The organism is Actinophytocola sp. (assembly GCF_036555685.1).
Classification (GTDB): Bacteria; Actinomycetota; Actinomycetes; order Mycobacteriales; family Pseudonocardiaceae; genus Actinophytocola.
Genome location: NZ_DATBKY010000264.1, coordinates 37,061 through 62,984, shown reverse-complemented (window position 1 = coordinate 62,984; position 25,924 = coordinate 37,061). Strand labels below are relative to the sequence as shown.

Here is a 25,924-nt window from a genome sequence, read left to right as displayed (position 1 = left end):
ACTTCCCCGGATCCGCGGAACCTCCGTGGCGGCGAGTGTTGTCGCAACCGACCAACACGGAGGTGAGCGCGATGTACGCGCGAATCGGAAGAACCGAGGACGGCACCGCCGGTGCCGCCGAGGTGTGCACGCTGCGCCGGCTGGCGGGGCACGACAAGCAGGTGCTCAGCCTGTGGCCGACGGCCGAGCGGGCGGCCGCGGACCCGACCGCGGAGTGGTACGTGGTCCAGGACGACCGGGCCGGCGGCGCGCGCGGCGAGCGCCCGGTCGTCGCCGCGCTGGTCTGCTTCGACGGGCCGATGAGCGAGCCGAGGGAGGCCGCCTCGCGGCGTGCCGGGTCCGAGCGGATCGGGCCGCTGATGGACGAGCACGCGGGGACGGTGCGGTCGATCGTGCTGTGGCAGCCCGAGCGGCGCAGCAAGATCGTCGTGATGCAGACCGTCTCGGTGGAGGCGCTCGAGGACGCGCAGCGCGAGGTGCTGTCGTCCGAGCTGCTGCCCGGTGAGGACCCGGCACTGCTGCCGGGACCGGACCGGGTCGACCTCTACCGGGTCATGTCCACGGCGGGTGTGCGATGAGCGCGCCGGCGATCACCGAGCTGCCGGTGCGGGGCACGTACCGCATCGTGGCGACGCGCAGCGAGTGCACGTTCCGGGCGCACGGCCTGTTCGGCCTGCCGGTGCGCGGCACCATGCCGGTCCGCTCGGGCATGGTCACGATCCGGGACGGCCGGGCGCACGTGACGGCCGACGTGGACCCGGAAGGGCTGGCCACCGGGATCCGCCGCCGGGACGAGGACCTGCGCTCGCCGCGGCTGCTCGACGTGGCGACCTTCCGGACGATCCACTTCGACGGCGTGCTCGGCGACGGGCTGGACCGCGTCCACGGGGAGCTGACCGTGCACGGCGAGACCGTCCCGACGGCGCTGGCGGTGCGGGAGATCCGCCGCCACCCGGCCCGCATCGACGTCGTCGCGACGGCCCGGGTGGACCGGCACGACTTCGGCGTGACCGCGTTCCGCGCGATCATCCAGCGCCACGTCGACGTGGAGCTGACGATCAGCCTGGTCGCCGAGGACTGACCGGCGAGCGTGAGCCGGTGTGCGGGCGGGGCCGCGCACCGGCGCATCTCGTGCCGTGACCGGCGAGGCGTCCCGGTGAGAGGATCGGGCAATGCAGAGCATGTTCACGGCCGGGACGTCCGCCGCCATCGAGCGGGCCCGCCAGCACTCGGTGGGCGACCTGCTGCACCGCACGGCCCGGCGCACGCCGGACAAGCTCGCCGTCGTGGCGGGCGACCTGCGGGTGACGTACGCGGAGTTCGACATCGCGGTCAACCGGGCCGCGCACGCGCTCGCCGACCGCGGCCTCGCCAAGGGCGACCGGCTCGCGCTGCTGTCCCACAACTGCTGGCAGTACGCCGTGCTCGCGTTCGCCACGGCCAAGCTCGGCGTGGTGCTCGTGCCGGTGAACTTCATGCTCACCGCGGGCGAGATCGCCTACATCCTCGACCACTCCGGCGCGTCGGGCATCGTCGCCGAGGACGCGCTCGTGCCCGCCGCGAACGAGGCGCTCGGCGGCCGCACCGGCGGCATCCGCGGCCGGCTCCCGCTCGCGGGCGGCTCGGCGGACGGCGGGGACGACGGCTGGGACGACGGCTGGGAGAACGCGGACGACTGGTGGCGCGCCGGCCCCGTCGAGGGGCCCGACGTCGTGGTCGCCGACGACGACCCGCTGCGCCTGATGTACACCTCCGGCACCGAGTCGCGACCCAAGGGCGTCATGCTCTCCAGCCGCTCGCTGATCAGCCAGTACGTCAGCTGCGCGATCGACGGCGAGATGAGCGAGGACGACATCGAGGTCCACTCGCTGCCCATGTACCACTGCGCGCAGCTGGACTGCTTCTTCTCGGTCGACGTCTATCTCGGCGCCACCAGCGTCGTCCTGCCCGGCCCGGACCCGGCCACGCTGCTCGCCACGATCGAGCGCGAGCGCGCGACGAAGCTGTTCTGCCCACCCACGGTGTGGATCTCGCTGCTGCGCCACCCGGACTTCGACACCACCGATTTGTCGAGCCTGCGCAAGGGCTACTACGGCGCCTCGCCGATGCCGGTGGAGGTGCTGCGCGAGCTCCAGCAGCGGCTGCCGGACGTGCGGCTGTGGAACTTCTACGGCCAGACCGAGATGGCGCCGCTCGCCACGATCCTGCGCCCGCACGAGCAGCTCGAGCGGGCCGGCAGCGCGGGACGCGCGTCGGTGAACGTGGAGACGATGCTCGTCGACGACGCGGGCAAGCCGGTGCCGGCCGGCGAGATCGGCGAGATCGTGCACCGCAGCCCGCATGCGACGCTCGGCTACTACAACGACGAGGAGAAGACCGCGGAGGCGTTCCGCGGCGGCTGGTTCCACTCCGGCGACCTCGGCGTGCTGAGCGAGGACGGTTACCTGTCCGTCGTCGACCGCAAGAAGGACATGATCAAGACCGGTGGCGAGAACGTGGCCAGCCGCGAGGTCGAGGAGGCGATCTACGAGCTCGCCGGCGTCGCGGAGGTGGCGGTTTTCGGCATCAGCCACCCGCACTGGATCGAGGCGGTCACCGCGGTCGTCGTGCCGAAGCCCGACGCGTCGATCACGCCGGCGGACGTCCAGGCCCACGCGAAGGCGCGGCTGGCGGGCTACAAGCAGCCGAAGTACGTCGTCATCGCCGACGCGCTGCCGAAGAACCCGAGCGGCAAGATCCTCAAGCGCGAGCTGCGCGCCGAGCACGCGGGCCTCGCCACCGGCTGACCCGGTCACCCCAGCGCGGCGAGCACCCGGTCGGCCAGCTGCCCGGGATCGTGCCGGTCCGCGCGCAGCACGAGCGTGCCCGGCGGCAGCGCCGAGCCGGCCGCGACGCAGCGGTCGACGTTGCGAAGCCGGAAGGCCCGCGCGGCCGCGTCGGCCCGCGCGTCGTGCGCGTCGAGCACCTGCGCCTCGATGCGCCGGCGCAGCACCTCGGCCGGCACCTCGAGGAACACGTGCAGCAGCGGGACTCCCGCGGCGGCGAGGCGGCCGAAGATCTCCTTCTGGTACCCGGTGTCCACGAGCGCCATCGGCGTGAGCACGTGCCGGCCGTACTCGCGGTGCATGCCGATCGCGAACTCGGCCGTGAGCGACCGCCACAGCGCCAGGTCCTGGAAGTCGCCGCTGTCCGGCACGGGCACCCACCGGCGGAGGAGGAAGCCGACGTGCTCGGGGTCGAGAGCCAGGGCGTCCGGCAGCCGGCGGTGCAGTTCCTCGGCCAGCGTCGTCTTGCCGGCCCCGAACGCGCCGTTCAGCCAGACGATCACCCGGCCTGCCGGCGCCGCGGCAGGAGCAGCATGAGCAGGCCCACGACGATGAGCACGCCGCCGGCGATCCACAGCACGGTCGGCCACACCGTCAGCAGCGAGAGCCGGCCGGTGTTGTCCTTCGCCTCCCGGACGTTGGCGTCGACGGTCTTGTCGTTGAGCCGCATGGTGCCGTCGTAGACCGTGGTGCCCTCGCCGGGATTCCGGCCGGGCGCCACCAGCTCCTGCTCGCCCTTGTCCTCCACCGCGATCAGCGCGCCGGTGGCCGGCTCGACCCACATGGTCCGGGTGTTCGAGTAGTACCGGTCGACGGTGACCGACGGCTGGTCGTCCTCGCCGATCAGCGAGCCGGGCACCTCCTGCGAGTCGACCTTCGTGGGCCCGTTCTCCGCGACGAAGCGGTACACGTCGAGGCCCTTCACGGTGTCCTCGCCGTCGAACCGCGCCTCGCGGGTGGTCCGCAGCGACAGGTCGTAGTACTGGTAGCTGCGCTTCTCCGTGTCGAACGGGAACTTGAAGTTGAGGCCGGGCTGCTGGACCGTGTTCGGGTCCGTGGTGATCCGCTGCCCCTCCTGCACCGAGATGTACTGCGACTCGCAGGCGACCGCTTCCGCGGAGTGCCGGTCGAGGCAGAGCTCGCGCAGCGACGCGTCGACGAGGATCCCGCTGGTGTCGTCGACGGTCTTCGTCGCCTCGACCCAGGCCGCGACGTCCCCGTTCTCGACGACCTGCGGCTCGGTGAGGTCGCCGGTCACGTGCGTGGTCGACGTGAGGCTCAGGTCGTGGCGGATCTCCGGCGTCGGCACGTCGTCGACCTCCTCGATCACCAGCGCCGTGATGCCGCTGCCCTGCGCCACCGAGGTGTTGTCGATGTCCAGCGGGATCTTCGCCAGCTTCGGGTAGGCGTAGAACCGCAGGAGCAGCCCGAGCGCGAGGGCGAAGACACCGAGCCCGATGAGGATATAGCTGACGATACGACGCATGGCACACCCGCTCCCCGGACGACGCTATCCGGTGGTCCGCTGACGACTGAGGAATGATCGTCTGGTCAGCGAACCCCCGGATACCGCCAAACGCCGTAGTGCCCACCCCTCGAAGGGCCTACGACCAGCGGGCGATGGCACCGGGTGGCACCGGGTGGCACCGGGTGGCGACGGGTGGCGGCCCGTGGCGGCCGGCAGACCGAGAGAATAGGCCGCCAGGGATTCGTCCACCATGGACCGCGGTCGACATTGTCGAACACATCGGCCATCTCGTTACGGCCCAACGGGGGCGGGAGAACTAGCGGATCCGGTCCGCCGCCCGCCGCGGCCGGGCCCAGCCGAACGTGAGCTCCACGGCCCGCTTCCAGTTCTCGTACTCCTCCTCGCGGTGCCCGGGATCCATCTGCGGGATCCACCGCGCCGCGAGATGCCAGTTGCGCCGCAACCCTTCGAGGTCGGGCCAGTACCCGGCGGCGAGGCCGGCCGCGTAGGCCGCGCCGAGCGACACGGTCTCGGCCACCATCGGGCGCATCACCGGCACGTCGAGCACGTCCGCGATGCACTGCATCAGCAGGTGGTCCGCCGTCATCCCACCGTCCACTTTCAACACCGAGGACGGGACGCCGAGGTCGGCCTCCATCGCGTCGACCACCTCGCGGGTCTGCCACGCGGTCGCCTCGAGCACCGCGCGCGCGAGGTGGCCCTTGGTGATGTAGGACGTGAGGCCGACGATGATGCCGCGCGCCTCGCTGTGCCAGTGTGGGGCGAAGAGCCCGGAGAACGCCGGCACGATGTAGCAGCCGCCGTTGTCGGTGACCGTGCGCGCGAGCGTCTCGATCTCCGGTGCGCTGTGGATCAGGCCGAGGTTGTCCCGGAACCACTGGACGAGCGAGCCGGTGACCGCGATCGAGCCCTCCAGCGCGTAGGTGACGGGCTCGCCGCCGATCTGGTAGCCGATCGTCGTCAGCAGGCCGTGGTTCGACCGCACGAGCGTGGTTCCGGTGTTCATCAGCAGGAAGCTGCCGGTGCCGTAGGTGCACTTGGTCTCGCCGCGGGCGAAGCACGTCTGGCCGAACAGCGCCGCGTGCTGGTCGCCGAGCGCCGCGGCGATCCGGATCCCCGGCACGACGCGGGTGGTGCGGCCGTGGATCTCCGTCGACGGCCGGATCTCCGGCAGCATCCGTGCGGGAATGTCGAAGAAGGACAGCAGCTCGGCATCCCACTGCTGCGTCGTCAGGTTCATCAGCATCGTGCGGCTGGCGTTGGTCACGTCGGTGACGTGCAGGCCGCCGTTGACGCCGCCGGTGAGGTTCCAGATCAGCCAGCTGTCCATCGTGCCGAACAGGACCTCGCCGCGCTCGGCGCGGTCGCGCAGGCCCGGCGTGTGGTCCAGCAGCCAGCGCAGCTTCGGCGCGGAGAAGTACGTCGCGAGCGGCAGCCCGCAACGCTCGCGCACGGTCTCCACGTCCGGCCGCTCGCGGAGCTCGGCGATCAGCTCCTCGGTCCGGATGTCCTCCCACACGATCGTCCGCGCGGCCGGCACGCCCGTGTGCCGGTCCCACACGACCGCGGTCTCCCGCTGGTTGGTGATTCCCAATGCGACGATCTGATCCGGCGAGATCTCCCCGTCCCGCAACGCCTGCGGCATGATCCGGTCGACGTTGCGCCAGATCTCGACGGCGTCCTGCTCGACCCAGCCGGGTCGCGGGTAGTACTGGCGGTGCTCGCGTTGGGCGACCGACACGAGCCGCGCGTTGTGGTCGAACAGGATGCACCGGGTCGAGGTGGTCCCCTGGTCGATCGCCATCACGAAGCGCTGGCTCATCGGCACCACGACCTAGGCGGCGAGCTCGCGGGACACCGCCTCGGCCGCGAACGACACGTGGCGCACGAGCGTGGGCTTCGGCCGGCCGGCGGGATCGCAGATCCGGTCCACCGCACCGGACACGCCGATCGCGCCGACGACAAGGCCGCCCGGCGCGCGGATCGGCGCGGCGATGCTCGCCTCACCGGGCATGCACTCCTCCGACTCGCTGGCCCAGCCGGACGCGCGGACCTCGGCGAGCACGCGCTCGAGCGCGGCGGGTGTGACGATCGTGCGGCGGGTGAGCGAGGTGAGCTCGCGGCGGCGGGCGAAGTCCGACAGCTCCGCGTCGTAGGCGAGCAGGACCTTGCCGAGCGCGGTGGCGTGCAAGGGAAGCATGGCGCCGATGCCGAGAGTCTGCATGGAGTCATCGGGCCGGAACACGTGGTGCACGACGAGCACCGCACCGTCCAGGTGCATCCCGATGCGGACCTCCTGGCCGCTGCGCGCGGCCAGCGTGTCCGACCAGTTGATCGAGCGGGACCGCAGCTCGTTCGCGTCCAGGTAGCTCGTCCCGAGGTGCAGCAGCGCCGCGCCGAGGCGGTACCGGCCGGTGGCGTGGTCCTGCTCGACGAACTCGACCCGTTGCAGCGTACGGAGAATCCCGTGCGCGGTCCCCTTCGGCAGGCCGAGCGACGCGGAGATCTCCGCGAGCCCGTGGTGGCCCGAACCGCGTGCCAGCAGTCGCAACACCGCCGCGGCGCGCTCGATCGACTGGATGGAACCCGGCACGACACGAAAGCTAGCTGGCAGAACCGGTGTCGGCAATGTCGAACACCGCGGCGAGCCGCGTTTTCCCACATGTCCGCTGTGCCCGTTTCCATAGCGGACCCAGGCTAACCACCGAAACGGGCAGCAACCAGGGAGCGGGTTCGACATCGTCGACCGCGTTCCGTTGCCGCACCGGATGCCCCAGCTTACGTTCGCCGCGGCCGTTCGACGACGAATGGAGGAACCGTGTCCCTCGGCGAGGTGTTCTTCAGCGAAGTCCTGGGCACCGGCATGCTGCTCCTGCTGGGCGGCGGCGTGGTGGCGAACGTGTTGCTGGCCAAGTCCAAGGGCAAGGACGGTGGCTGGCTGCTCATCAACTTCGGGTGGGGCTTGGCCGTGTTCGCCGGCGTGTTCCTCGCGTACAAGTCCGGCGCGCACCTCAACCCCGCGGTGACGCTGGGCATCCTCGCCAGCGGTTCCGGTGAGTACGCGCCCGGCGTGGACATCACCTTCTCCTCGACGCTCGTGTACTTCGCGGGCGAGATGGTCGGCGCGTTCCTCGGCGCCTGCCTGGTCTTCCTGACCTACCGCAAGCATTTCGAGGCCGAGGAGGACGAGCGGAAGAAGCTCTGGGTGTTCTCCACCGCGCCGGAGATCCGCAGCCCGGCCTGGAACTTCCTGACCGAGGTCGTCGGCACGTTCGTGCTCGTGATCGTGGTGCTGTCGTTCGGCAACACCCCCCAGCAGCTCGGCCCGCTCGCCGTGGCGCTGCTCGTGGTCGGCATCGGCGCCTCGCTGGGCGGCCCGACCGGGTACGCCATCAACCCGGCCCGCGACCTCGGCCCGCGGATCGCGCACGCACTGTTGCCGGTGCAGCACCGCCCGGTGGTCACCGCGCGGCCACCGGCCGTGGGGGTGGGCGCCGCGGCCGCCGCCGAGCTGGGTTCCCGGCCGCGCAAGGACTCCGACTGGGGCTACGCGTGGATCCCGGTCTTCGGCCCCATCGTCGGCGGCGTGATCGCCGGTCTCCTCTCCCAGGTCGTGTTCTGACGGTGTTCTGACGGGGTTCCGAGAAAGGACGCATGATGTCTCAGTACGTGCTCGCCATCGACCAAGGCACGACCAGCACCCGGGCGATCGTCTTCGACCACTCCGGCTCGATCGTCTCCGCCGGCCAGAAGGAACACCAGCAGATCTTCCCCCGCGCCGGGTGGGTCGAGCACGACCCGAAGGAGATCGCCGAGAACACCCGTGACGTCACCGGCCAGGCGCTCGCCAAGGCCAACCTGAACATCGGTGACCTCGCGGCGGTCGGCATCACGAACCAGCGCGAGACGACCGTGGTGTGGGACCGGCACACCGGTGAACCGGTCTGCAACGCGATCGTCTGGCAGGACACCCGGACCCAGGCCATCGTCGAGGAGCTCGGCGCGCTGGGCGACAACGGCCCCGAGCGGTACAAGGCGAAGGTCGGCCTGCCGCTCGCCACCTACTTCTCCGGCCCGAAGGTGCGCTGGATCCTCGACAACGTCGCGGGCGCGCGGCAGCGCGCGGAGAACGGCGACCTCCTGTTCGGCAACACCGACACGTGGACGCTGTGGAACCTCACCGGCGGCCCGAACGGCGGCGTGCACGCCACCGACGTCACCAACGCGTCGCGGACGATGCTGATGGACCTCGACACGCTGTCCTGGGACGCCGACATCGCCGCCGAGATGGGCATCCCGCTGTCGATGCTGCCGGAGATCCGCTCGTCGTCGGAGACCTACGGGCACGGCGGTCCCGGCGGCGTGCTGAAGGGCGTGCCGATCGCCGGCATCCTCGGCGACCAGCAGGCGGCCACGTTCGGCCAGGTCTGCTACGACATCGGCACCGCGAAGAACACCTACGGCACGGGCAACTTCATGCTGCTCAACACCGGCGAGGAGAAGGTGCCGAGCAAGAACGGCCTGCTGACCACGGTCTGCTACAAGATCGGCAAGGCCCGCCCGGTCTACGCGCTCGAGGGCTCTATCGCGATCACCGGCGCGCTCGTGCAGTGGCTGCGGGACAACCTCGGCATCATCTCCTCCGCGGCCGAGATCGAGACGCTGGCCCGCGGCGTCGAGGACAGCGGCGGCGCGTACTTCGTGCCGGCGTTCTCCGGGCTCTTCGCGCCGTACTGGCGGGCCGACGCGCGCGGCGCGCTCGTCGGCCTCACCCGCTACGTCGACAAGCGACACCTCGCCCGCGCGGTGCTGGAGGCGACCGCGTTCCAGACCCGCGAGGTGCTCGACGCGATGAACGCCGACTCCGGCGTCGCGCTCACCGAGCTCAAGGTCGACGGCGGCATGGTGCAGAACGAGCTGCTGATGCAGTTCCAGGCGGACATCCTCGACGTGCCGGTGGTGCGGCCGAAGGTCGCCGAGACGACCGCCCTGGGCGCCGCGTACGCCGCGGGCCTCGCGGTCGGCTACTGGACCGGCCTGGACGACCTGCGCGGCAACTGGGCCGAGGACAAGCGGTGGATCCCGCAGGTCGACGCCGCCGAGCGGGAACGGGTCTACCGGAACTGGAAGAAGGCGGTCACCCGGACGTTCGACTGGGTCGACGCCGACGTCCGCTAGCAGTTCGTTCGCCGGATCGGGGTTTGCGATGTCCGTGCGGCTGGACGCCGCGTACCGGTCGGCGGCGGTGCGTGCCATCGCCGGTACCGGGGCCGGCACCGAGTTCGACGTGCTCGTCGTGGGTGGCGGCGTGGTCGGTGCCGGCGCCGCCCTCGACGCCGCGTCGCGCGGCCTGTCGGTCGCGCTCGTCGAGGCGCGGGACTGGGCGGCGGGCACGTCGAGCCGGTCCAGCAAGCTCGTCCACGGCGGGCTGCGCTACCTGGAGCAGCGGGACTTCGCGCTCGTGCGGGAGGCGTTGCGGGAGCGCCGCCTGCTGCTGCAGCGGCTGGCCCCGCACCTGGTCCGGCCGGTGCAGTTCCTGTTCCCGCTCACGCACCCGGGGTGGGAGCGCGCCTACGTGGGCGCCGGCGTTGCGCTCTACGACAGCATCGGCGGCGCCCGCGCGCTGCCGGTGCACCGGCACCTGTCCCGCGGGCGGGCGCTCGAGCTCGCGCCGTCCCTGCGTCCGGACGCGCTCACCGGTGCGATCCGCTACCACGACGCGCAGGTCGACGACGCCCGGCTCACGATGACGCTCGCCCGGACGGCCGCGCAGCACGGCGCCACGGTGCTCACCCGAGCCGAGGCGAGGGGGCTGCTGCGCGACAGCGGCCGCGTGGTTGGCGCCCGCGTGCACGACGTGCGCTCGGGCGTCACCCACGCGGTCCGCGCCCGCCGGGTGATCGGCGCGACCGGCGTGTGGACCGGCGGCCTCGGCTCGGCGCCGTTCACCATCCGCATGTCCAAGGGCGTGCACGTACTGGTGCCCCGCTCGCTCATCCGGCTCGGCACCGGCCTGGTCACGCGCACCGAGAAGAGCGTGCTGTTCGTCATTCCGTGGGGCCGGTTCTGGCTTGTCGGCACCACGGACACGCCGTGGCAGGGCGACCCCGACCGCCCCGCCGCGACCCGCGGAGACGTCGACTACCTCCTCGCCCACGCGAACGCGCTGCTGCGCGAACCGCTGCGGATCGAGGACGTGGTCGGCGTCTACGCGGGGCTGCGCCCGCTGCTCGCCGCCGCCGGCACGAGCGAGACCACGAAGCTGTCCCGCGAGCACGCGGTGGCGCAGCCGGAGCCGGGCCACGTGATCGTCGCGGGCGGCAAGCTGACCACGTACCGGGTGATGGCCGCGGACGTCGTGGACGTGGCCGCCCGCGGGCTGGGCCGGGCGGTCGCGCCGTCGCTGACCAGGCACCTGCCGCTCATCGGCGCAGTCGGCCACCACGAGCTGTGGGCGGACCGGGCGGACCTGGCCCACCGGGCAGGCCTACCGGTGTCCACTGTGGAGCGTCTGCTCGGCCGGTACGGCTCCGAGATCACCGACCTGCTGGCGCTCATGGCGGACGACCCGGAGCTCGCGTCGCCGCTCGGCGGGGGCTACCTCGCCGCGGAGGCCGTGTACGCGGTGACCCACGAGGGTGCGCTGGACCTGGACGACGTGCTGGCCCGCCGCACCCGGATCGCGATCGAGTACGCCGACGGCGGCGCCGGCGTGGCAGCGCGGGCGGCCGAGCTGGTCGGCGAGCACCTCGGCTGGGACGCGTCGAGCCGGCGCGCGGCCGTGGCGGCCTACCGCGAGCAGGCCCGCGCGGAGTCGGCCGCGCTCGCCCGGGTGACGCTCGCGCCGGCCTAGCCTTCGACCGGCGGCGCCCACCCGGGGCGCGGGATGAGGCAGAACGGGTGGCCGGCCGGGTCGGCGTAGACGTCGTCGCGCAGCCGGGTGGCACCGAGCGCGAGCACGCGCGGGCCGGCCGCCTCGATGTCGTCGACCATGACGTCGAAGTGGACCTGCTGCGGCGCGGCCGGATCCGGCCAGCGCGGCGGCACGTGGTCCGGCGCGAGCTGGAACGCGAGGCCCGAGGTGGTGTCGTCCGCCGACACCACCACCCAGTCCTCGCTCGTGTACGTCACCGGCAGGCCGAGCAGCCCGGAGTAGAACGCGGCCAGCGCGCCCGGGTCGCGGCAGTCGAGCACGACGTGGTGCAGCCGGCCGATCGGGGTTGGCATGGTCGCATTGTGCATCGGTTCACCCGCGATGGGTGAGCACAGGCTCGGGCGGCCAAACCTAGCGTCCGGCGCATGACCACAGATGTGTGGCTGGACGCGTTCACCACCGAGGACTACCGGGCCCGGATGAGCCGGGCCGTCGACGCGGCGGTCCGCGCGGGCCTGGACGGCGTGATCGTCGCGCCTGGGCCGGATCTGGTGTGGCTGACCGGCTACCAGCCGACCGCGATCACCGAGCGGCTGACCGCGCTGATCCTGCTGGCCGGTCAGCCGGCCACCCTCGTCGTGCCGGCGCTGGAACGACCGGACGCGGAGGCGGCCGCCGGAGCGCCCGCGCTGCGGATCGTGGACTGGGCGGACGGGTCGGACCCGTACCGCGCGGCCGCCGCGCACCTGCCGCCGGACGGGCGGCTCGGCATCTCCGACTCGACGTGGTCGCTGCACCTGCTCGGCTTGCTGAACACGGTGCCGGACACCCGGTACGACGCGCTGAGCCCGGCCCTGCCGATGCTGCGTGCGGTGAAGGACGCCAACGAGCTCGCCCGCCTCGCGGCGGCCGGCGCGGCGGCGGACGCGGCGTACCGCGAGATCGGCGACCTGCGCTTCACCGGCCGGCGGGAGAGCGACGTGGCCGCGGACCTGGCCCACCTGCTTCGCCAGTTCGGGCACGAGCAGGTCGACTTCACGGTCGTCGGCTCGGGGCCGAACGGGGCGAACCCGCACCACGAGGCCGGCGGGCGGACGATCCAGGCGGGCGACGCGGTGGTGCTGGACTTCGGCGGCCTGATGAACGGCTACGGCTCGGACACCACGCGCACGGTCTGCGTCGGCGAGCCGTCGGCGGAGATCCAGCGGGTGCACGACGTCGTGCGGGCCGCGCAGCAGGCGGCGTTCGACGCGGTGCGGCCGGGCGTGCCGTGCGCGGAGATCGACCGGGTCGCCCGCGCGGTGATCACCGAGGCCGGCTACGGCGACCGCTTCATCCACCGCACCGGCCACGGCATCGGCGTGACCACGCACGAGCCGCCGTACCTGGTCGAAGGCGAGAAGCAGCCGCTGGAACCCGGCATGTGCTTCTCCATCGAGCCGGGGGTCTACCTGCCGGGCCGCTTCGGCGTCCGCATCGAGGACATCGTCACGGTCACCGAGGACGGCGGCTACCGGCTGAACAACACCGACCACGGCCTGCGCGTCGTCCGGTAGCGGGTCGGCAAGCGGTCGTCACGGCCGGGGCGGCTCCGGGGCGTGCAGCGGGAGCCGGACCTGGAAGTGGGTGTCGCCCGGCTGCGACTCGACCCGCAGGTCGCCGCCGTGCCGGTTGGTGATCACCCGGTACGACACGTCCAGGCCGAGGCCCGTGCCCCGGCCGACGCCCTTCGTGGTGAAGAACGGCTCGAAGACGCGACGGCGCAGCTCCGCCGGCACCCCGGGCCCGGTGTCGATCACCTCGACGAGCGCGTAGTCGCCGTCGCGGGCCGTGCGCAGCGTCAGCGTGCCGGACCCGTCCATCGCGTCCAGCGCGTTGTCGATCAGGTTCGTCCACACCTGGTTGAGCTCCGCGGCGTAGCCCGGCACCCGCGGCAGGCTCCGGTCGAAGTCCTTCACGACCCGCACGCCGGACGGGATCTTGCCCGACATCATCACGAGCGTGGCCTTGAGCCCGTCGTGCAGGTCGGTCTCCTGGTGCGGCGTGCGGTCGAGCTGCGAGTACTGCTTCGCGGCCCCGACGAGGGCGGATATCCGGGTCGTGCTGTCCTTGATCTCCAGCAGCAGGTTCTCGGTCTCCACGGTGTAGGCGAGCCAGCGCAGCGCGGGCTCGAAGAAGCCGGTGTCCACGGCGGCCTCGATGTCGTCGAGGTCGTCGGTGGTGAGCCCGGCCGCGACGAACACCGGCGCGAGGTCCCAGCCGCCGGCCACGTCGCGCTCCTCGAGCCACTCGCCGAGCTCGTCCTCGCGGTCGGACTCCTGCATCGGCGTCAGCTGCTCCGCGGTGTTGACGCGGCCGACGAACTTCTCCTGCAGGATCGTCAGCTTGTGCAGCTGCTCGCCGTCGAAGCGGCCGTCCGCGAGCAGCTGCAGCTTGTGCCGCATGCCGGCGAACCGCTCCCGTAACGTCTCCGACGCCCGCACCGCGGCCGCGGCCGGGTTGTTCAGCTCGTGGGTCAGCCCGGCGGTCAGCTTGCCGAGCGCGAGCAGCCGCTCCCGCTGGGCGATCAGCTCCTCGGCGTTGCGGAAGCCGACGAACATCCCGTCCAGCAGGTGCACGGCCATGGGGAACCACTGCCGGAACTTCGCGCCGAACTCGGCGACCGGCAGCGCGAGGAACTCCGCGTCGGTCACCGCCCGCACGCTTGTGGGGTACAGCTGCTCGACCTGGTCGCCGAGGTAGAACTGGATGGCGCCGCAGTAGACCCCGCGCCGGTCGGTCCGCACGGTCTCGACCTCCGCGCCGCGGACCATCCGCACCATGCTGAGCGTCCCGGACAGCAGCACGTAGAAGCACTCCGCCGGGTCGCCTTCGGCGGAGACCACGTCGCCGGCAAGGTAGGCGACCACGTCGCCGTGGGCGGAGATCCAGTCCAGCTGGTGCTCGCCGAGGTCGGCGAAGAGGAACAGCTCGCGCAGTTCCGCATTGGACAGACGACGTGTGGTGCTCACCGCTCCTCCAGGTACCGGTGCACGAGCGTCACGGCCATGGCGCCCTCCCCGACGGCCGAGGCCACGCGCTTGACCGACTGCGCGCGGACGTCCCCGGCGACGAACACTCCCGGCACGCTCGACTCCAGGTAGTACGGATCGCGACCGAGCACCCAGCCGGTCGGGCGGCGGCCGTCGAGGAGCAGATCCGGCCCGGTCCACACGAACCCGTGCTCGTCGCGCTCCACCACGCCGTCGAGCCAGTCGGTCTTGGGCTGCGCGCCGATGAAGATGAACAGGTGGCTCGTCTCCACCTTCTCCGACGTGCCGTCCGCGTGGTCGAGCCGCAACCCCTCGAGGTGCTCGCCGCCGTGTGCCTCGCCGACCGTCGTGCGGGTGCGGACGTGCACGTTGTCGATGGCCTCGAGCTGCTGGATCAGGTAGTGCGACATGGACGAGTGCAGCGACTCGCCGCGCACGACCAGCGTCACCGAACGGGCGTGCCGGGAGAAGAACACCGCCGCCTGGCCCGCCGAGTTCGCCCCGCCGACGATGTAGACGTCCCGGTTCGCGCACTCGGGAGCCTCGGTCATCGCCGACCCGTAGTACACGCCGCGCCCGGTCAGCTCGGCGCACCCGGTCGCGGCCAGGTTCCGGTACGACACGCCGGTGGCGAGGATGACCGCGTGCGCGGCGATGGTGCTGCCGTCGCCGAAGCGCACCGCGCGCGCCGAGCCCTGTACCTCCAGCGCGGTCACGTCCCGCGCGGTGAGCATCTCGGCGCCGAACTTGATCGCCTGCCGCCGCGCGCGGTCGGTGAGCTGCGCGCCGGACACGCCGTCCGGGAAGCCGAGGTAGTTCTCGATCCGCGAGCTCTGGCCGGCCTGTCCGCCCGCGGCCTGCCGCTCGACGAGCAGCGTGCGCAGGCCTTCGGACGCGCCGTAGACCGCCGAGCCGAGCCCCGCCGGCCCGCCGCCGACGACGATCAGGTCGTAGAAGTCGGTCACCGGGTCGACCGTCAGGCCGACGGCCGCGGCGATCTCCGCGGGGGTCGGCGCGAGCAGGGCCCGTCCCTCGGTGGTGATCACGACGGGGATCTCGGTCGGGTCCGCGGCGGCCGCGTCGAGCAGCCGGCGGCCCTCCGGCTCGTCGATGCTGTAGTACCGGTAGGGCACGGCGTTGCGGGCGAGGAAGTCCCGCGCGTCGTAGGTCGGCGCCGACCACCGGTGGCCGACGATCTTGATCTCCTCGACGGCGGAGTCCGCCGAGGCGCGCCAGGTCTCGACGAGCGCGTCGACGACCGGGTAGAGCTTCTCCTCCGGCGGGTCCCACGGCTTGAGCAGGTAGTGGTCGACGTCGACGAGGTTGATCGCCTGGATGGCGGCGTCGGTGTCGGCGTACGCGGTGAGCAGGGCGCGGCGCGCGCGGGGGAAGAGGTCCATCGCCTGCTCGAGGAACTCGATGCCGTTCATCTCGGGCATGCGGTAGTCGGCGAGTATCGCGGCCACGGCCTCGCCGCGCAGCTTGAGCTCCTTGAGGGCCTCGAGCGCCTCCTGCCCGGAGGAGGCCCGCACGATGCGGTGGGCCTCGCCGTAGCGGCGGCGCAGGTCCCGGGCGACGGCGCGGGAGACCCCGGGATCGTCGTCGACGGTCAGCAGGACGGGCTTGCTGGTCACACCGCGACCTCGTCGACGTAGCACCAGCGCCAGTCCTCGCCGGGCTCGAACGACCGGACGACCGGGTGGCTGGTCTGGTTGTAGTGGGCGGTGGCGTGCCGGTTTGGGGAGGAGTCACAGCAGCCGACATGCCCGCAGCTCAGGCATTCCCGTAGGTGGACCCACGTGCCGCCGATCGCCAGGCAGTCCGTGCAGCCCTCGGTGGAGCTCGCCGTCACGTCGCGGATCTGGTCGACGTGCGTACATTCAGCCATGCCACATCTTTACACCCGAACGGCAGGCGACAGCCCGGTCGAAGGCCCCCGTCACGCTCACGGCGAACGCCGGGAAGCTCCTGCGTGTTCGGTGCGTGTTCGGTGCGTGCTCGGTGTGTGCTCAGTGCCGTGGGCGCCCTACGTCCGGTTTGCGGTAGTCGCAGACGCCCGTCGGGAAGATCTGCTCGAGCCGTGCCAGCTGCGCACCCGTCGGATGCCAGTCGCCGTACAGGCCACGGGCCAGTGCCGCCCGCACCGGTTGCAGCGCGCACTTGTAGTGCTGCTCGTCGAACGGGCCGCCCGCGATCGTGCGGGACGTCTCGTGGATCGGGAACCGCTGCGTGCACGCGCCTGCCGGGCCGTGGTCGAGGATGCCGCGCCACGCGTCGGGGCCGCGGTAGATCAGCGAGCCGTCCGTCGCGAAGCAGCTGTCCACCGCCTCCGGCGGCTTGTTGCCGACCACGCCGCGCGACGGGTGCGCGTGCAGGTTCTCGATCCACCGGTCCATGACCGCGAGCGCCATCGGCGTCTGGTCGAACGCCCGCGCCGGGCGCGCGTCGGTGAACCACACGACCTGGTTCGCCGCGCTCCCCCGCCGCTCGATGATCCGCTCGCGCGCGGCGAACGACTGCCGCGCGTTGTGCATGTTCAGCTCGGCGTCGAGGTAGTGGCGCCAGTCGATGACCGGGATGTCGATCCGGCCGTCGAACACGAGCCCGGACCGGTACGCCGCGCGCATGGCCTCGACGCTGCCCTCGGTCCGCGGCGCGACGCCGTCCGGGCCCGGCGGGCTGATGTTCCGCGCGCTCCACACGTCGATGTCGGCCGGGCACGCGGTCGCGATGAACGGGCAACCCTCCTGCACGGCCCGGCTCGGGTCCTGCCAGCCGCCGACCGTCGCGTTCAGGTCCAGGAACTCCGCGGGCGTGAGGTTGCCGTCCACGAGCGCCTTCAGCCCGTACTGGACACCGACGTTGTCCCAGGTGGACCGGGCGAACCCGGTGACCGGGTCGCGGCCATACACGTTCACCGCGTCGTTCCAGTGCGTCCACTCCACCGCCGCCTGCTGCTCGGGCGTGATGCCCGGCGCGGTGCCGAACTTCGGGTTCAGCACGAGCGGTGAGAGCCCGCGCCATCCGTTGACGCACTCCGTCGAGCCGGGGGCCGGCAGCCACGGCGTCAGCTGCTGGTACGGGTTCGCCACGGTGTCCGACGCGGCCAGCCCCTCCAGCTGCGAGCGGTTCGACCAGACCCGCCACTTCGACGCCGGGTCCGCCCGCACCTTCAGGTCCATCCACCGCTCGAGCAGCTCGCAGTCGCCGACGTGGATGGTCTGCGTGACCATGTCCGGGTAGGAGTACTGCGGGATCGCGCCGTCGAGCAGGCCCTCGTGGTTCTGCCCGTAGACGTACTGCTGGATGCCGCCGCCGGACCCACCGAGGCCGACCGTGTACTCGGGGTCGTCGTACTCGGTCACGAAGCGGGACTTCACCATCAGCGCGGTCTCGCCACCGAGCACGAGGTTGTAGTGCGTGTTGGTCTTCGTGCCGGTCGACCACGCGATCGCGTAGCCCTGCCCGAGGCCGTACGGGTAGCGGGACTCGTCGGCGTTGTTGGAACCCTGGTAGTGGCCGACCGCCACGCCGCCACCGAAGTAGTAGATCAGCTTGCGGTTCCAGTACGGCAGCTCACCCGGCCCGCTCGCGGTCGGGTCCAGCACGGCGATCGTGTAGACGAAGCGGTTGATCGTGCCGCGCTCCCAGCGGATCACGAAGTCGACCGTGGCGCCCTCGCTCGTCGTCGTGGTCGTCATGTCGGCGGGGCGGGGCGCGGCCGGGTCGTACGGCTTCCATGTGTTGTCGGCGGCCCGGTAGAAGTAGCCGGTCGTCGTGGGGAGCGAGCAGTCGTCGTCGAGGAACGGCCCGGTGAGGCCGAAGCCGGCGAGGTGCTGCGGGGTCGAGCAGAAGAAGTCGGGCTGCTGCGGACCGGAGAACATGGGCCCGGTGCTCGGGTGGTTGACCAGCCGCAGGGTGGCCCGACCGTGCCGGACGGCCGCGCGGACGGTGCTCTCGCCCAGCGGCAGGTCGCGCAGCACGCCCTCGAGCGCGTGCGGCGCCTGGTCGTCCGGGGCGAACGAGGACGTCATGTCCACGCCGTTCACCGCGACCGTCGCGCCGTCCAGCGGCACCGACCGCGGCACGACCACCCGCACGCGGGCCGCCCCGCCGCTCACGTACCGCGCGGGGCCGGACAGGATCTCCAGGCGCAGCCGGTCGTGCGCGTGGCCGCCGCCCTGGGCCTCCAGCGGGGCCGCGGCCGCGGTCACGCCGCTTGCGGTGAGCACGGCCAGCACGGCCGCGACGACGGTGACTCGACGCTTCATCGCGCCCTCCCGGGATCCGTTCCACCCCAGCCGCGAGCGCCCGCCGGCGAGGCCGGGCCACCGCAAGGAGGAACGCTAGGCCGGGCGCGCGGGAGGCGTCAACGCCGCCATTCGGGCGCCGGCGGCGGATCCGCTCGGGACTCGGGCCCCGCCACCGCCGGGGCAGGAGTCGAGACCGGCGAGCGCCACCAGCTCCCCCGCCGCGCAGATCCGTCCGAAGTGGACAAATTGTCGGCTCGTCGACGGTAACCGTCACCGGGAGCCGGTATTTGTTGACGCGTCATCAACCAGTGGTACTTTGGTGACATGTCACCAAAGTACCGGCGGCTGCCGCACCGCCTCGACCAGCTGGACACCGTCCTGTTCGCGGTCGCGATCGGCCCGCTCGCCCGGGTTTCCTCGCCCGCCCAACGATTCCCACACTCGAACGGAACGCACCGCAATGGCTGACCTGCGCTTCGGCCTGGACCTGCCGGCCGACCACGCCCCCGGCCGTGACCTCGTCGCCGAAGCCCGGCGTGCGGAGGAGCTGGGCTTCGACTTCGTGTCCACCTCGGACCATCCGGAGGGCGACCGCCCGTCCTACGAGGTCTGGACCATGCTCACCTGGGTGGCCGCGCGGACGAGTCGCATCGGGATCGCCACCCGGGTGCTCGGCGTGCCGTACCGGCCGCCGGCCATGGTCGCCAAGATGGCCGAGACGCTCGACCGGCTCTCCGGCGGGCGGCTGATCCTCGGGCTCGGCGGCGGGTACTCCGACGACGAGTTCCGCGCGTTCGGGCTGCCGGTGCCCACCGCCCGCGAGAAGGTCGACGGCATGGCCGATGCCATCCGCATCGCGCGCGGGCTGTGGTCGGAGCCGTCGTTCACCTACCGCGGCGCGGTCCACCACACCGACGCGGCGGACCTCGAGCCGAAGCCGCGGCGCCACATCCCGATCTGGGTCGGCACCTACGGCCCGCGCGCGCTGGCCGCCACCGGCGAGCTCGCGGACGGCTGGATTCCCTCGCTCGGCTTCGCGCCACCGGAGCGGATCCCCGCGATGCGCGACCGCATCCGGGCCGCCGCGGCGGCTGCGGGCCGCGACCCCGACGCCATCACCTGCGTCTACAACGTGGGCGTCGACCCGCGGGCCACCGAGCGTCCCGCGCGGCTCGCCGAGCGGCTCGCCGGGTTCGCGGAGCTGGGTTTCTCGGCCGTCAACCTCCAGGTCAGCGGGCCGGACCGGGCGGAGCAGGTCGAGCTGATCGCGCGCGAGGTCGTCCCGGCCGTGCGGGCCGGATAATGACACGTCATCGAGCCCCCTAGGCTGGCCGACGTGACCGAGGCGAGGTGGCTGACCAGCGACGAGGACCGCGCGTGGCGCGGTTACCGGCGGATGCGGTCGCTGCTGGACCTGCAGCTCGCGCGCGATCTGATGAGCGACAGCGGGCTCTCCGAGGCCGACTACGACGTGCTGTCGACCCTGTCGGAAACCGACGGCCACCGGCTGCGGCTCCGCGAGCTCGCCGCCCACCTGCTGTGGTCGACGAGCCGCGTGTCCCACCACACCGCGCGCATGCAGCAGCGCGGCCTCGTCGTGCGCGAGGAGACCCCAGGCGACGCCCGCGGCTCGATGGTCGTGCTGACCGGCGAAGGGTTGCACACGATCCGCGAGGCCGCGCCCGCGCACGTCGCCTCGGTGCGGCGCCACCTCATCGACCTGCTGACCAAGAAGGAGCTGGCCGCGTTGGACACCCTCAGCCACCGGGTCATCGAGCGGCTCGGCGGGGCGGCCCGATGAGCACGACGCTGACCCCACCGGAGTCCGAGTCGCAGGCCGAGCCGGGCGAGGCGCGGGACAAGCAGCCCCTCGCGCGGCGGTTCGCCGCGAGCGCATGGCTGCCGCGGCTCGTCACCGCGCTCGCCGTGATCCCGGTGCTGACCACGCTGCGCGACGTCGCCAACGCGGGCAAGTTCCAGCACCTCGACTACCTGTTCACGCTGACCAGGGTCACCAACCCGGACGGCACGCTCAAGGCGTTCGACCTGCGCAACTACCTGTCGAACGAGCACATCCTGGGCCTGCCGTCGGTCTTCTACTGGATCAACATCAAGCTGTTCGAGGGCGACAACCGCACGCTCGGCGTGTTCGTCGTGGCGATAGCCGTGGCGACCGTTGCGGTGCTCGGCTACGCGCTGCCGCGCACCCTGCCCCCGCTGGTGCGCGCCGGCCTCGTGGTCGCCTCCGCCGCCCTCATGTTCAGCCCGCACGGCCTCTGGAACTACACGCGCGCCATGAGCGGCACGGCCTGGCTCAGCGCGAACCTCATCGTGATCGTGGCGTTCCTCCTGGCCGTCCGCGGCCGGTGGTGGCCCGCGTGGGCGCTCGCGTTCCTCGGCAGTATCAGCTACGCGACCGCGTTCGCCGCGTGGCCGGTGCTGTCGCTGCTCGCCTTCGCGCGGCGGGAACCGTGGTGGAAGCGGCTGCTGCCGCTCGTGGTGGGCGGCGCGATCGTGCTGGTCTGGTACTCCTACCGGCCGCAGGCGCCGCTCGCCGGCAACCCGACCCGCGACCTGGCGAGCATGCTGTACTACTTCCTCGCCATCGTCGGGAAGCTGTGGACGACCGACGCCGGCGCGGTGGCCGCCGTGTGCGGCCTGCTCCTGCTGGGGGTCTACCTCGCGCTCGCGTCGAGCAAGATCGCCCGTGAGCGGCAGATGTGGTTCTGGTGGGCGCTCGCGCTGCACGCCCTCCTCGGTGCCGTGATGATCACCGCCGCGCGGGTGGACTACGGCGGCGAGGTCGGCATGAACACCGCGCGCTACACGTCGGTGTCGGTGCTGCTGACGATTCCCGCGCTGGTGATGCTCGCGACCGTCGTGTACCGGCGGCTGCCGCTGCGCACGTTCCAGATCGCCGGCGCGGTGATCATGGTCGGCGTGCTCGGGTTCGCGCTCGGCGGGCCCAACGGCGCCGAGGAGCGGGTGGCCGACAAGGAGCACCAGGTCGAGGCGATCGCCGTGCACGGCGGGTTCAGCGACGCGTACCGCCGCTACCCACCGGCGAAGGATCTGGTGCCGCGGCTGCGGGCGCTGGGCCACTACCCGTTCACCGACGACTTCTCGCTCGGCTGCGGCGGTCCGGAGTTCGGCTCGAGGCTCGACCTCGACGACATGACGGCCCTGCGCGACGCCGCCGGCAACAAGGTGCCGAACCACCCGGCGGGCGCCGTGGAGAGCGTCGAGCCGGTCAAGCCGGACCCGTTCTTCCACGGCAAGGCGGTGCCGCTCTTCCGCGGCTGGGCCGTGGACGGCAGGAACCTGGTGCGCTGCGTGGTGATCACCGACGGCTCGGGCACGATCGTCGGGGGCGGCGTGAGCGGCGAGACCCGCCCGGACATCGCGTTCAAGTACGCGGGCATCGTGCCGAACACTGGCTTCGTGGCGATCGGCCCGGCCGACCAGGACAGCCGCATCGTCGTCGTCTTCGACGACGGCTCGATGCGCTGGCTGGCGCCGCAGGTCACGCGGTAGCGGGGAGCCGGTCGGGGCCGACGCGGACGATCCGCTTGCCGACGTTCTCGCCGGCGAGCATGCCGATGAGCGCGCGCGGTGCGTTCGCCAGGCCCTCGACGATGTCGTGCAGCTCCACCAGCTCGCCCGCGCGCAACCACCCGGCCAGCGCCGCGACGGCCTCGCCGAACCGCTGCGTGTAGTCGAACACGAGCAGGCCCTCCATGCGCAGCCGCTTGGTGACCACCAGGCCGGGCACCCCGGCCGGGCCCGGGGCCGGGGTGCCGGTGTCGTACTGGGACACCGCGCCGCAGCACACGATGCGGCCGTGCGTGTTCATCCGGCGCAGCGCCGAGTCGAGCACGTGCCCGCCGACGTTGTCGAAGTACACGTCGACCCCGTTCGGGCACGCGTGCCTGAGGTCGTCGGCGAACGTGGGGCTGCGGTGGTCGATCGCCGCGTCGAAGCCGAGGCGCGTCGTGAGCACCTGGTTCTTCGCCGCCGAGCCGGTCACGCCGACGACCCGGCAGCCGTGGATCCGGGCCAGCTGGCCGACCACGCTGCCGGTGGCCCCGGCGGCCGCGGACACGAGGACGGTCTCTCCCGCCGCGGGCCGGCCGACGTCGAACAGTCCGAAGTAGGCGGTCAGCCCGGTCGGCCCGAACACGCCGAGGTGATACGCGAGGTCCCCGGCCGGCTCGATCTGCCGCACCCGCCCGGCCGGCAGCACCGAGTACTCCGCCCAGCCGCCGTCGCCCACGACGTAGGTGCCGATCGGGACGCCGGTCCCGTTCTCGGCGGCCACCTCGCCCACGACGAGCCCGGCCATCACCTCGCCGGGCAGCACCTGGTCACGGTAGGTCCGGCCCTGCAGCCACGCGCGGTTGGCCGGGTCGATCGACAGCAGGACGGTGCGGACGAGCACCTCGCCCTCGCCCGGCTCCGGCACGGCGCCGTCCTCGATGCGGAAGTGCTTCTCCGCCAGCGGACCCTCGGGTGTCGCGGCCACCAGGATCCGGCGGTTCGTCGTCTCAGCCACGGTTCGGCGACATTACCCCAGGTCAGTGCGGACGGCCAGATCCTCGGCCGGATGCCGCCGAGCCGGTCTCCGTCGGGGTCCACAGTAGACGCACCACCATTCGCGCCGGGAAATTCGATCGCCATCGCCGCAGGGGTCCGGCACCATGACAGCCACCGCGTGCTCGGAGGGGGTGTTTCGCGGTGTCCAGACGCAAGTCGGCGGTAGTGCTGGCGCTGCGCTACTACTGGCAGGAAATCACCCGACGCAAGCTGGTCGCGATCCCCGGGCTGCTGGGTCCCGCGGTCGGCAACATCTGCATGCTCTACCTCGCTCCCCTCGTGGTCGCGAAGCTGGCCGGTGATCTCGCGAACGGGGCGAAGCCCGACCTCGCCATCCTGCTGCCGGCCGTGCTCTGCTTCGCCGGGCTGATGCTGGCGTCCGAGGTGATGTGGCGCATCGGCATCCACTGTCTGAACCGGACGGACGGGCGCGGGATGGAGAGCCTCTACGTGCTCGGCATGAACGAGCTGCTCGCCAAGGACGCGGTGTTCTTCCACGAGAACTTCGCGGGCTCGCTCACCAAGCGGGTGCTGAGCTTCGCCGCCCGGTTCGAGGAGTTCGTCGACACGATGGCGTTCAACGTCATCGCCGGCATCGTCCCGCTCGGATTCGCCTCGGTGATCCTCTGGCGCTACGATCCGATGCTCGTCGTCGCGCTGGTCACGCTGATCACGGTCACCGGGTTCGTTATCGCGCCGCTCATCCGCCGCAGGCAGAAGCTCGTGGACGAGCGGGAGGCCGCGATCGCGCGGGTCTCCGGCCACGTCGCCGACAGCCTGATGAACATGGCGACCGTGCGCGCGTTCGCCGCGGAGCCGCGCGAGGCGGCCGAGCATCGCTCGCGGGTGGCCGAGCAGCGCCGGCTCGCGATCCGCTCCTGGGACTACGCGAACCTGCGCATCGACATGCTGGTCGCCCCGATCTCGGTGCTGACCAACACGCTCGGGCTGCTGCTCGCGGTCGGCCTCGGCGGCGGGCGGCTCGGCGTCGAGGCGATCGTGGTGACGTTCGCGTACTTCAGCAGCGCGACGCGGATCATGTTCGAGTTCAACCAGATCTACCGCAGGCTGGAGAGCTCGCTCACCGAGGCGGCCCAGTTCACCGAGCTGCTGCTCGAGGGCCCGACCGTGCTCGACCCGGAGTCGCCCGAGCCGCTGCGCGCGACCGGCTCGGACGTCCGCTTCGAGCAGGTGCACTTCGCGCACGCGGGCGCGCCGACGCTCTTCCGCGGGCTCGACCTGGTCGTGCCCGGTGGCACGAAGGTCGGCCTCGTCGGCCGGTCCGGCGGCGGGAAGACCACGCTCACCCAGCTGCTGCTGCGGATGATGGACATCCAGTCCGGCGTGATCCGCATCGGTGGCCAGGACATCTCCCGGCTGCGCCAGGCGGACCTGCGCGGGCTGATCGCGTACGTGCCGCAGGATCCCGCCATGTTCCACCGGACGCTGCGCGAGAACATCGCGTTCGCCCGGCCCGACGCCACCGACGCGCAGATCCTCGAGGCGGCCCGGGCGGCGCACGTCACCGAGTTCGCGGAGGTCCTGCCCGACGGGTTCGACACGCTCGTCGGCGAGCGCGGCGTGAAGCTCTCCGGCGGGCAGCGCCAGCGGGTGGCGCTCGCCCGCGCGATCCTGCGCGACGCGCCGATCCTGCTGCTGGACGAGGCGACCAGCGCGCTGGACTCGGAGAGCGAGATCCTCGTCCAGCAGGCCCTGTGGCGGATCATGGACGGCCGGACCGCGCTCGTGGTGGCGCACCGGCTGAGCACGGTCGCGCGCATGGACCAGCTCGTCGTCCTCGACCACGGCGAGATCGTCGAGCAGGGCACGCACGAGGAGCTGCTGCGGCGCGAGGGCACGTACGCCCGGCTCTGGCAGCACCAGTCGGGCGGTTTCCTCGACGACGCGGTCGAGGCCGGGGTCAGCTGAGCCGGTCCACGCGGGGCGTGAGCAGCGCCTGGATCGGCAGGTGGTCGGAGGGGAACTGGCCGTCGCGGGAGTAGGTGTTGACGCCCGCGGCCGCGACGGCCAGGTCGCCGCGGACGAACATCCAGTCGATCCGCGGGCCGTCCGGGGTCAGCGGGTGATAGCCGTGCCAGGTCGCGAACAACGGGCCGCGGTGCTCGGCGGCCGCGATCCACGTGTCGGTCAGGCGCGCGCCCTCGACGAGGGTCGAGTAGGCGGCGGACCGCCCGGCCACGGCGTTGAAGTCGCCGGTGACGATCACCGGGAGGCCGGCCGGGATCGCGTTGAGCCGGTCGCGGATCAGCTCGGCGCTGCGCACCCGCGAGGTCTCCGAGACGTTGTCGAGGTGGGTGTTCAGAACGGCGAGCTCGGTGCCGGTTCGCCTGTCCCGCAGGCGAACCCACGTGGCCATGCGGACGGTCGTGTTGCCCCACGACCGCGAGCCGGGCACGTCCGGGGTGTCCGACAGCCAGAAGTTCCCGGAGTCCACTGCGGACAGCCGGCGGGTGTCGAAGAAGATCGCGCAGTGCTCGTCCGCGGTGCCGCCCGCGCGGCCCTCGCCGACCCAGTCGTAGTGGTCGGGCAGGTCGTGTTCGATGTCGAGCAGCTGGCGGTGCAGCCCCTCCTGCGTGCCGAGCACGGCCGGCAGCTCGGCACGCAGCAGCTCGGCCATGACCGGCCGGCGCTTGCGCCACGAGTTCGGTCCGACGGGCGAGGCGAACTTGAGGTTGAACGACATCACCGAGAGCGTGTCGCCCTCGACCGGTCCGAACACCCGCCGCTCACCTCCTCGGTCCGACTGCGCCGCCGAAGCCGGCAGGGCCAGTGGCGCGACGAGCCCGAGCGCGAGCGCCGAGACCAGCCCCACCGGACGCAGGATTCTACTGTGGACC

At 72.1% G+C, this 25,924-nt stretch carries 23 protein-coding genes; 12 read left to right on the top strand and 11 right to left on the bottom strand.

All coding sequences use genetic code 11. The annotated features are described in order from the left end of the window. The first annotated feature begins 71 nt into the window (after window positions 1–71). The 3 genes from VH969_RS26705 (at window position 72) to VH969_RS26695 (ending at window position 2,786) form a co-directional block, all read left to right on the top strand. Window positions 72–578 (top strand): hypothetical protein, encoded by a 507-nt coding sequence (locus VH969_RS26705; RefSeq protein ID WP_331979046.1) that lies wholly within the window; start codon window positions 72–74, stop codon window positions 576–578. Next, window positions 575–1,081 (top strand): YceI family protein, encoded by a 507-nt coding sequence (locus VH969_RS26700; protein WP_331979044.1) that lies wholly within the window; start codon window positions 575–577, stop codon window positions 1,079–1,081. Before VH969_RS26705 ends, VH969_RS26700 begins: the two co-directional genes overlap by 4 nt. A 91-nt stretch (window positions 1,082–1,172) precedes the next feature. Beyond that, window positions 1,173–2,786 (top strand): acyl-CoA synthetase, encoded by a 1,614-nt coding sequence (locus tag VH969_RS26695; protein WP_331979042.1) that lies wholly within the window; start codon window positions 1,173–1,175, stop codon window positions 2,784–2,786. Window positions 2,787–2,791: 5 nt separating this feature from the next. Here VH969_RS26695 and VH969_RS26690 read toward each other — a convergent pair whose 3' ends face one another. The 4 genes from VH969_RS26690 to VH969_RS26675 form a co-directional block, all read right to left on the bottom strand. Further along, entirely contained in the window at window positions 2,792–3,328 is a 537-nt protein-coding gene (locus tag VH969_RS26690) for an AAA family ATPase (protein ID WP_331979040.1), read from the bottom strand. Further along, window positions 3,325–4,311, bottom strand: coding sequence for a cell envelope lipid trafficking protein PgfA (gene pgfA / locus VH969_RS26685; RefSeq protein ID WP_331979038.1), 987 nt, complete (start codon window positions 4,309–4,311; stop codon window positions 3,325–3,327). The genes VH969_RS26690 and pgfA overlap by 4 nt, the downstream gene beginning before the upstream one ends. 298 nt (window positions 4,312–4,609) lie before the next feature. Further along, on the bottom strand, window positions 4,610–6,136 hold the full coding sequence (gene glpK, locus VH969_RS26680; protein ID WP_331979036.1) for a glycerol kinase GlpK: 1,527 nt from the start codon (window positions 6,134–6,136) through the stop codon (window positions 4,610–4,612). Window positions 6,137–6,148: 12 nt separating this feature from the next. Further along, a complete protein-coding gene (locus tag VH969_RS26675) occupies window positions 6,149–6,907 on the bottom strand; it encodes an IclR family transcriptional regulator (RefSeq protein ID WP_331979033.1) in 759 nt (252 codons plus the stop codon). A gap of 225 nt (window positions 6,908–7,132) precedes the next feature. Between VH969_RS26675 and VH969_RS26670 the strand changes: the two genes are divergently transcribed. From VH969_RS26670 to VH969_RS26660, 3 genes are read left to right on the top strand one after another with little or no spacing between them, the layout of a single operon-like run. Further along, window positions 7,133–7,936 (top strand): MIP/aquaporin family protein, encoded by an 804-nt coding sequence (locus VH969_RS26670; protein ID WP_331979031.1) that lies wholly within the window; start codon window positions 7,133–7,135, stop codon window positions 7,934–7,936. 35 nt (window positions 7,937–7,971) lie between these two features. Then, window positions 7,972–9,492, top strand: a complete 1,521-nt coding sequence (glpK, locus tag VH969_RS26665; RefSeq protein ID WP_331979197.1) for a glycerol kinase GlpK — start codon at window positions 7,972–7,974, stop codon at window positions 9,490–9,492. Window positions 9,493–9,520: 28 nt separating this feature from the next. Next, window positions 9,521–11,167 carry a glycerol-3-phosphate dehydrogenase/oxidase gene (locus VH969_RS26660; protein ID WP_331979029.1) on the top strand — a complete coding sequence of 549 codons (1,647 nt, stop codon included), beginning with the start codon at window positions 9,521–9,523 and terminating at the stop codon, window positions 11,165–11,167. On the opposite strand, the gene VH969_RS26655 is transcribed toward VH969_RS26660, so the two are convergent. Then, window positions 11,164–11,541, bottom strand: a complete 378-nt coding sequence (locus VH969_RS26655) for a VOC family protein (RefSeq protein ID WP_331979026.1) — start codon at window positions 11,539–11,541, stop codon at window positions 11,164–11,166. The genes VH969_RS26660 and VH969_RS26655 overlap by 4 nt on opposite strands. A gap of 72 nt (window positions 11,542–11,613) precedes the next feature. Here VH969_RS26655 and VH969_RS26650 point away from each other — a divergent pair, with 72 nt between their 5' ends. After that, window positions 11,614–12,744 (top strand): aminopeptidase P family protein, encoded by a 1,131-nt coding sequence (locus VH969_RS26650; RefSeq protein ID WP_331979024.1) that lies wholly within the window; start codon window positions 11,614–11,616, stop codon window positions 12,742–12,744. Window positions 12,745–12,762: 18 nt separating this feature from the next. On the opposite strand, the gene VH969_RS26645 is transcribed toward VH969_RS26650, so the two are convergent. The 4 genes from VH969_RS26645 to VH969_RS26630 all read right to left on the bottom strand — a co-directional run bounded on the left by VH969_RS26645 (window position 12,763) and on the right by VH969_RS26630 (window position 18,491). Beyond that, window positions 12,763–14,199, bottom strand: a complete 1,437-nt coding sequence (locus VH969_RS26645) for an ATP-binding protein (RefSeq protein ID WP_331979022.1) — start codon at window positions 14,197–14,199, stop codon at window positions 12,763–12,765. Beyond that, complete coding sequence (locus VH969_RS26640; protein WP_331979020.1) at window positions 14,196–15,854, bottom strand: NAD(P)/FAD-dependent oxidoreductase; 1,659 nt, start codon at window positions 15,852–15,854, stop codon at window positions 14,196–14,198. Before VH969_RS26640 ends, VH969_RS26645 begins: the two co-directional genes overlap by 4 nt. Beyond that, window positions 15,851–16,108 (bottom strand): ubiquitin carboxyl-terminal hydrolase 14, encoded by a 258-nt coding sequence (locus VH969_RS26635; protein WP_331979018.1) that lies wholly within the window; start codon window positions 16,106–16,108, stop codon window positions 15,851–15,853. The genes VH969_RS26640 and VH969_RS26635 overlap by 4 nt, the downstream gene beginning before the upstream one ends. Before the next feature lie 121 nt (window positions 16,109–16,229). Then, entirely contained in the window at window positions 16,230–18,491 is a 2,262-nt protein-coding gene (locus VH969_RS26630; RefSeq protein WP_331979016.1) for a DUF6351 family protein, read from the bottom strand. A gap of 306 nt (window positions 18,492–18,797) precedes the next feature. Here VH969_RS26630 and VH969_RS26625 point away from each other — a divergent pair, with 306 nt between their 5' ends. Genes VH969_RS26625 through VH969_RS26610 form a run of 4 tightly spaced genes read left to right on the top strand, consistent with a single transcriptional unit; the run spans window position 18,798 to window position 22,007 of the window. After that, window positions 18,798–18,941 (top strand): hypothetical protein, encoded by a 144-nt coding sequence (locus VH969_RS26625; protein WP_331979014.1) that lies wholly within the window; start codon window positions 18,798–18,800, stop codon window positions 18,939–18,941. Then, entirely contained in the window at window positions 18,934–19,776 is an 843-nt protein-coding gene (locus VH969_RS26620) for an LLM class flavin-dependent oxidoreductase (protein ID WP_331979012.1), read from the top strand. Before VH969_RS26625 ends, VH969_RS26620 begins: the two co-directional genes overlap by 8 nt. Before the next feature lie 33 nt (window positions 19,777–19,809). Continuing rightward, window positions 19,810–20,274, top strand: coding sequence for a MarR family winged helix-turn-helix transcriptional regulator (locus VH969_RS26615; RefSeq protein WP_331979010.1), 465 nt, complete (start codon window positions 19,810–19,812; stop codon window positions 20,272–20,274). Beyond that, window positions 20,271–22,007 (top strand): acyltransferase, encoded by a 1,737-nt coding sequence (locus tag VH969_RS26610; protein WP_331979008.1) that lies wholly within the window; start codon window positions 20,271–20,273, stop codon window positions 22,005–22,007. The genes VH969_RS26615 and VH969_RS26610 overlap by 4 nt, the downstream gene beginning before the upstream one ends. On the opposite strand, the gene VH969_RS26605 is transcribed toward VH969_RS26610, so the two are convergent. Then, window positions 21,997–23,025, bottom strand: coding sequence for an NADP-dependent oxidoreductase (locus VH969_RS26605; protein WP_331979006.1), 1,029 nt, complete (start codon window positions 23,023–23,025; stop codon window positions 21,997–21,999). The two genes, VH969_RS26610 and VH969_RS26605, sit on opposite strands and share 11 nt — an antisense overlap. A 182-nt stretch (window positions 23,026–23,207) precedes the next feature. Between VH969_RS26605 and VH969_RS26600 the strand changes: the two genes are divergently transcribed. Continuing rightward, the gene (locus tag VH969_RS26600) at window positions 23,208–24,995 is read left to right on the top strand and encodes an ABC transporter ATP-binding protein (protein ID WP_331979004.1); all 1,788 of its coding nucleotides are present in this window, start codon (window positions 23,208–23,210) and stop codon (window positions 24,993–24,995) included. On the opposite strand, the gene VH969_RS26595 is transcribed toward VH969_RS26600, so the two are convergent. Then, complete coding sequence (locus VH969_RS26595; RefSeq protein WP_331979002.1) at window positions 24,988–25,899, bottom strand: endonuclease/exonuclease/phosphatase family protein; 912 nt, start codon at window positions 25,897–25,899, stop codon at window positions 24,988–24,990. The genes VH969_RS26600 and VH969_RS26595 overlap by 8 nt on opposite strands. Window positions 25,900–25,924: the final 25 nt, after the last annotated feature.

What these genes read in the sequence shown, in the direction of transcription:
- pgfA (WP_331979038.1), bottom strand. Translation starts at nt 4,311, where the DNA reads ATGCGTCGTATCGTCAGCTATATCCTCATCGGGCTCGGTGTCTTCGCC.
- VH969_RS26695 (WP_331979042.1), top strand. Translation starts at nt 1,173, where the DNA reads ATGCAGAGCATGTTCACGGCCGGGACGTCCGCCGCCATCGAGCGGGCC.
- VH969_RS26660 (WP_331979029.1), top strand. Translation starts at nt 9,521, where the DNA reads ATGTCCGTGCGGCTGGACGCCGCGTACCGGTCGGCGGCGGTGCGTGCC.
- VH969_RS26700 (WP_331979044.1), top strand. Translation starts at nt 575, where the DNA reads ATGAGCGCGCCGGCGATCACCGAGCTGCCGGTGCGGGGCACGTACCGC.
- VH969_RS26620 (WP_331979012.1), top strand. Translation starts at nt 18,934, where the DNA reads ATGGCTGACCTGCGCTTCGGCCTGGACCTGCCGGCCGACCACGCCCCC.
- VH969_RS26650 (WP_331979024.1), top strand. Translation starts at nt 11,614, where the DNA reads ATGACCACAGATGTGTGGCTGGACGCGTTCACCACCGAGGACTACCGG.
- glpK (WP_331979036.1), bottom strand. Translation starts at nt 6,136, where the DNA reads ATGAGCCAGCGCTTCGTGATGGCGATCGACCAGGGGACCACCTCGACC.
- VH969_RS26610 (WP_331979008.1), top strand. Translation starts at nt 20,271, where the DNA reads ATGAGCACGACGCTGACCCCACCGGAGTCCGAGTCGCAGGCCGAGCCG.
- glpK (WP_331979197.1), top strand. Translation starts at nt 7,972, where the DNA reads ATGTCTCAGTACGTGCTCGCCATCGACCAAGGCACGACCAGCACCCGG.
- VH969_RS26635 (WP_331979018.1), bottom strand. Translation starts at nt 16,108, where the DNA reads ATGGCTGAATGTACGCACGTCGACCAGATCCGCGACGTGACGGCGAGC.
- VH969_RS26705 (WP_331979046.1), top strand. Translation starts at nt 72, where the DNA reads ATGTACGCGCGAATCGGAAGAACCGAGGACGGCACCGCCGGTGCCGCC.
- VH969_RS26630 (WP_331979016.1), bottom strand. Translation starts at nt 18,491, where the DNA reads ATGAAGCGTCGAGTCACCGTCGTCGCGGCCGTGCTGGCCGTGCTCACC.
- VH969_RS26625 (WP_331979014.1), top strand. Translation starts at nt 18,798, where the DNA reads ATGTCACCAAAGTACCGGCGGCTGCCGCACCGCCTCGACCAGCTGGAC.
- VH969_RS26655 (WP_331979026.1), bottom strand. Translation starts at nt 11,541, where the DNA reads ATGCCAACCCCGATCGGCCGGCTGCACCACGTCGTGCTCGACTGCCGC.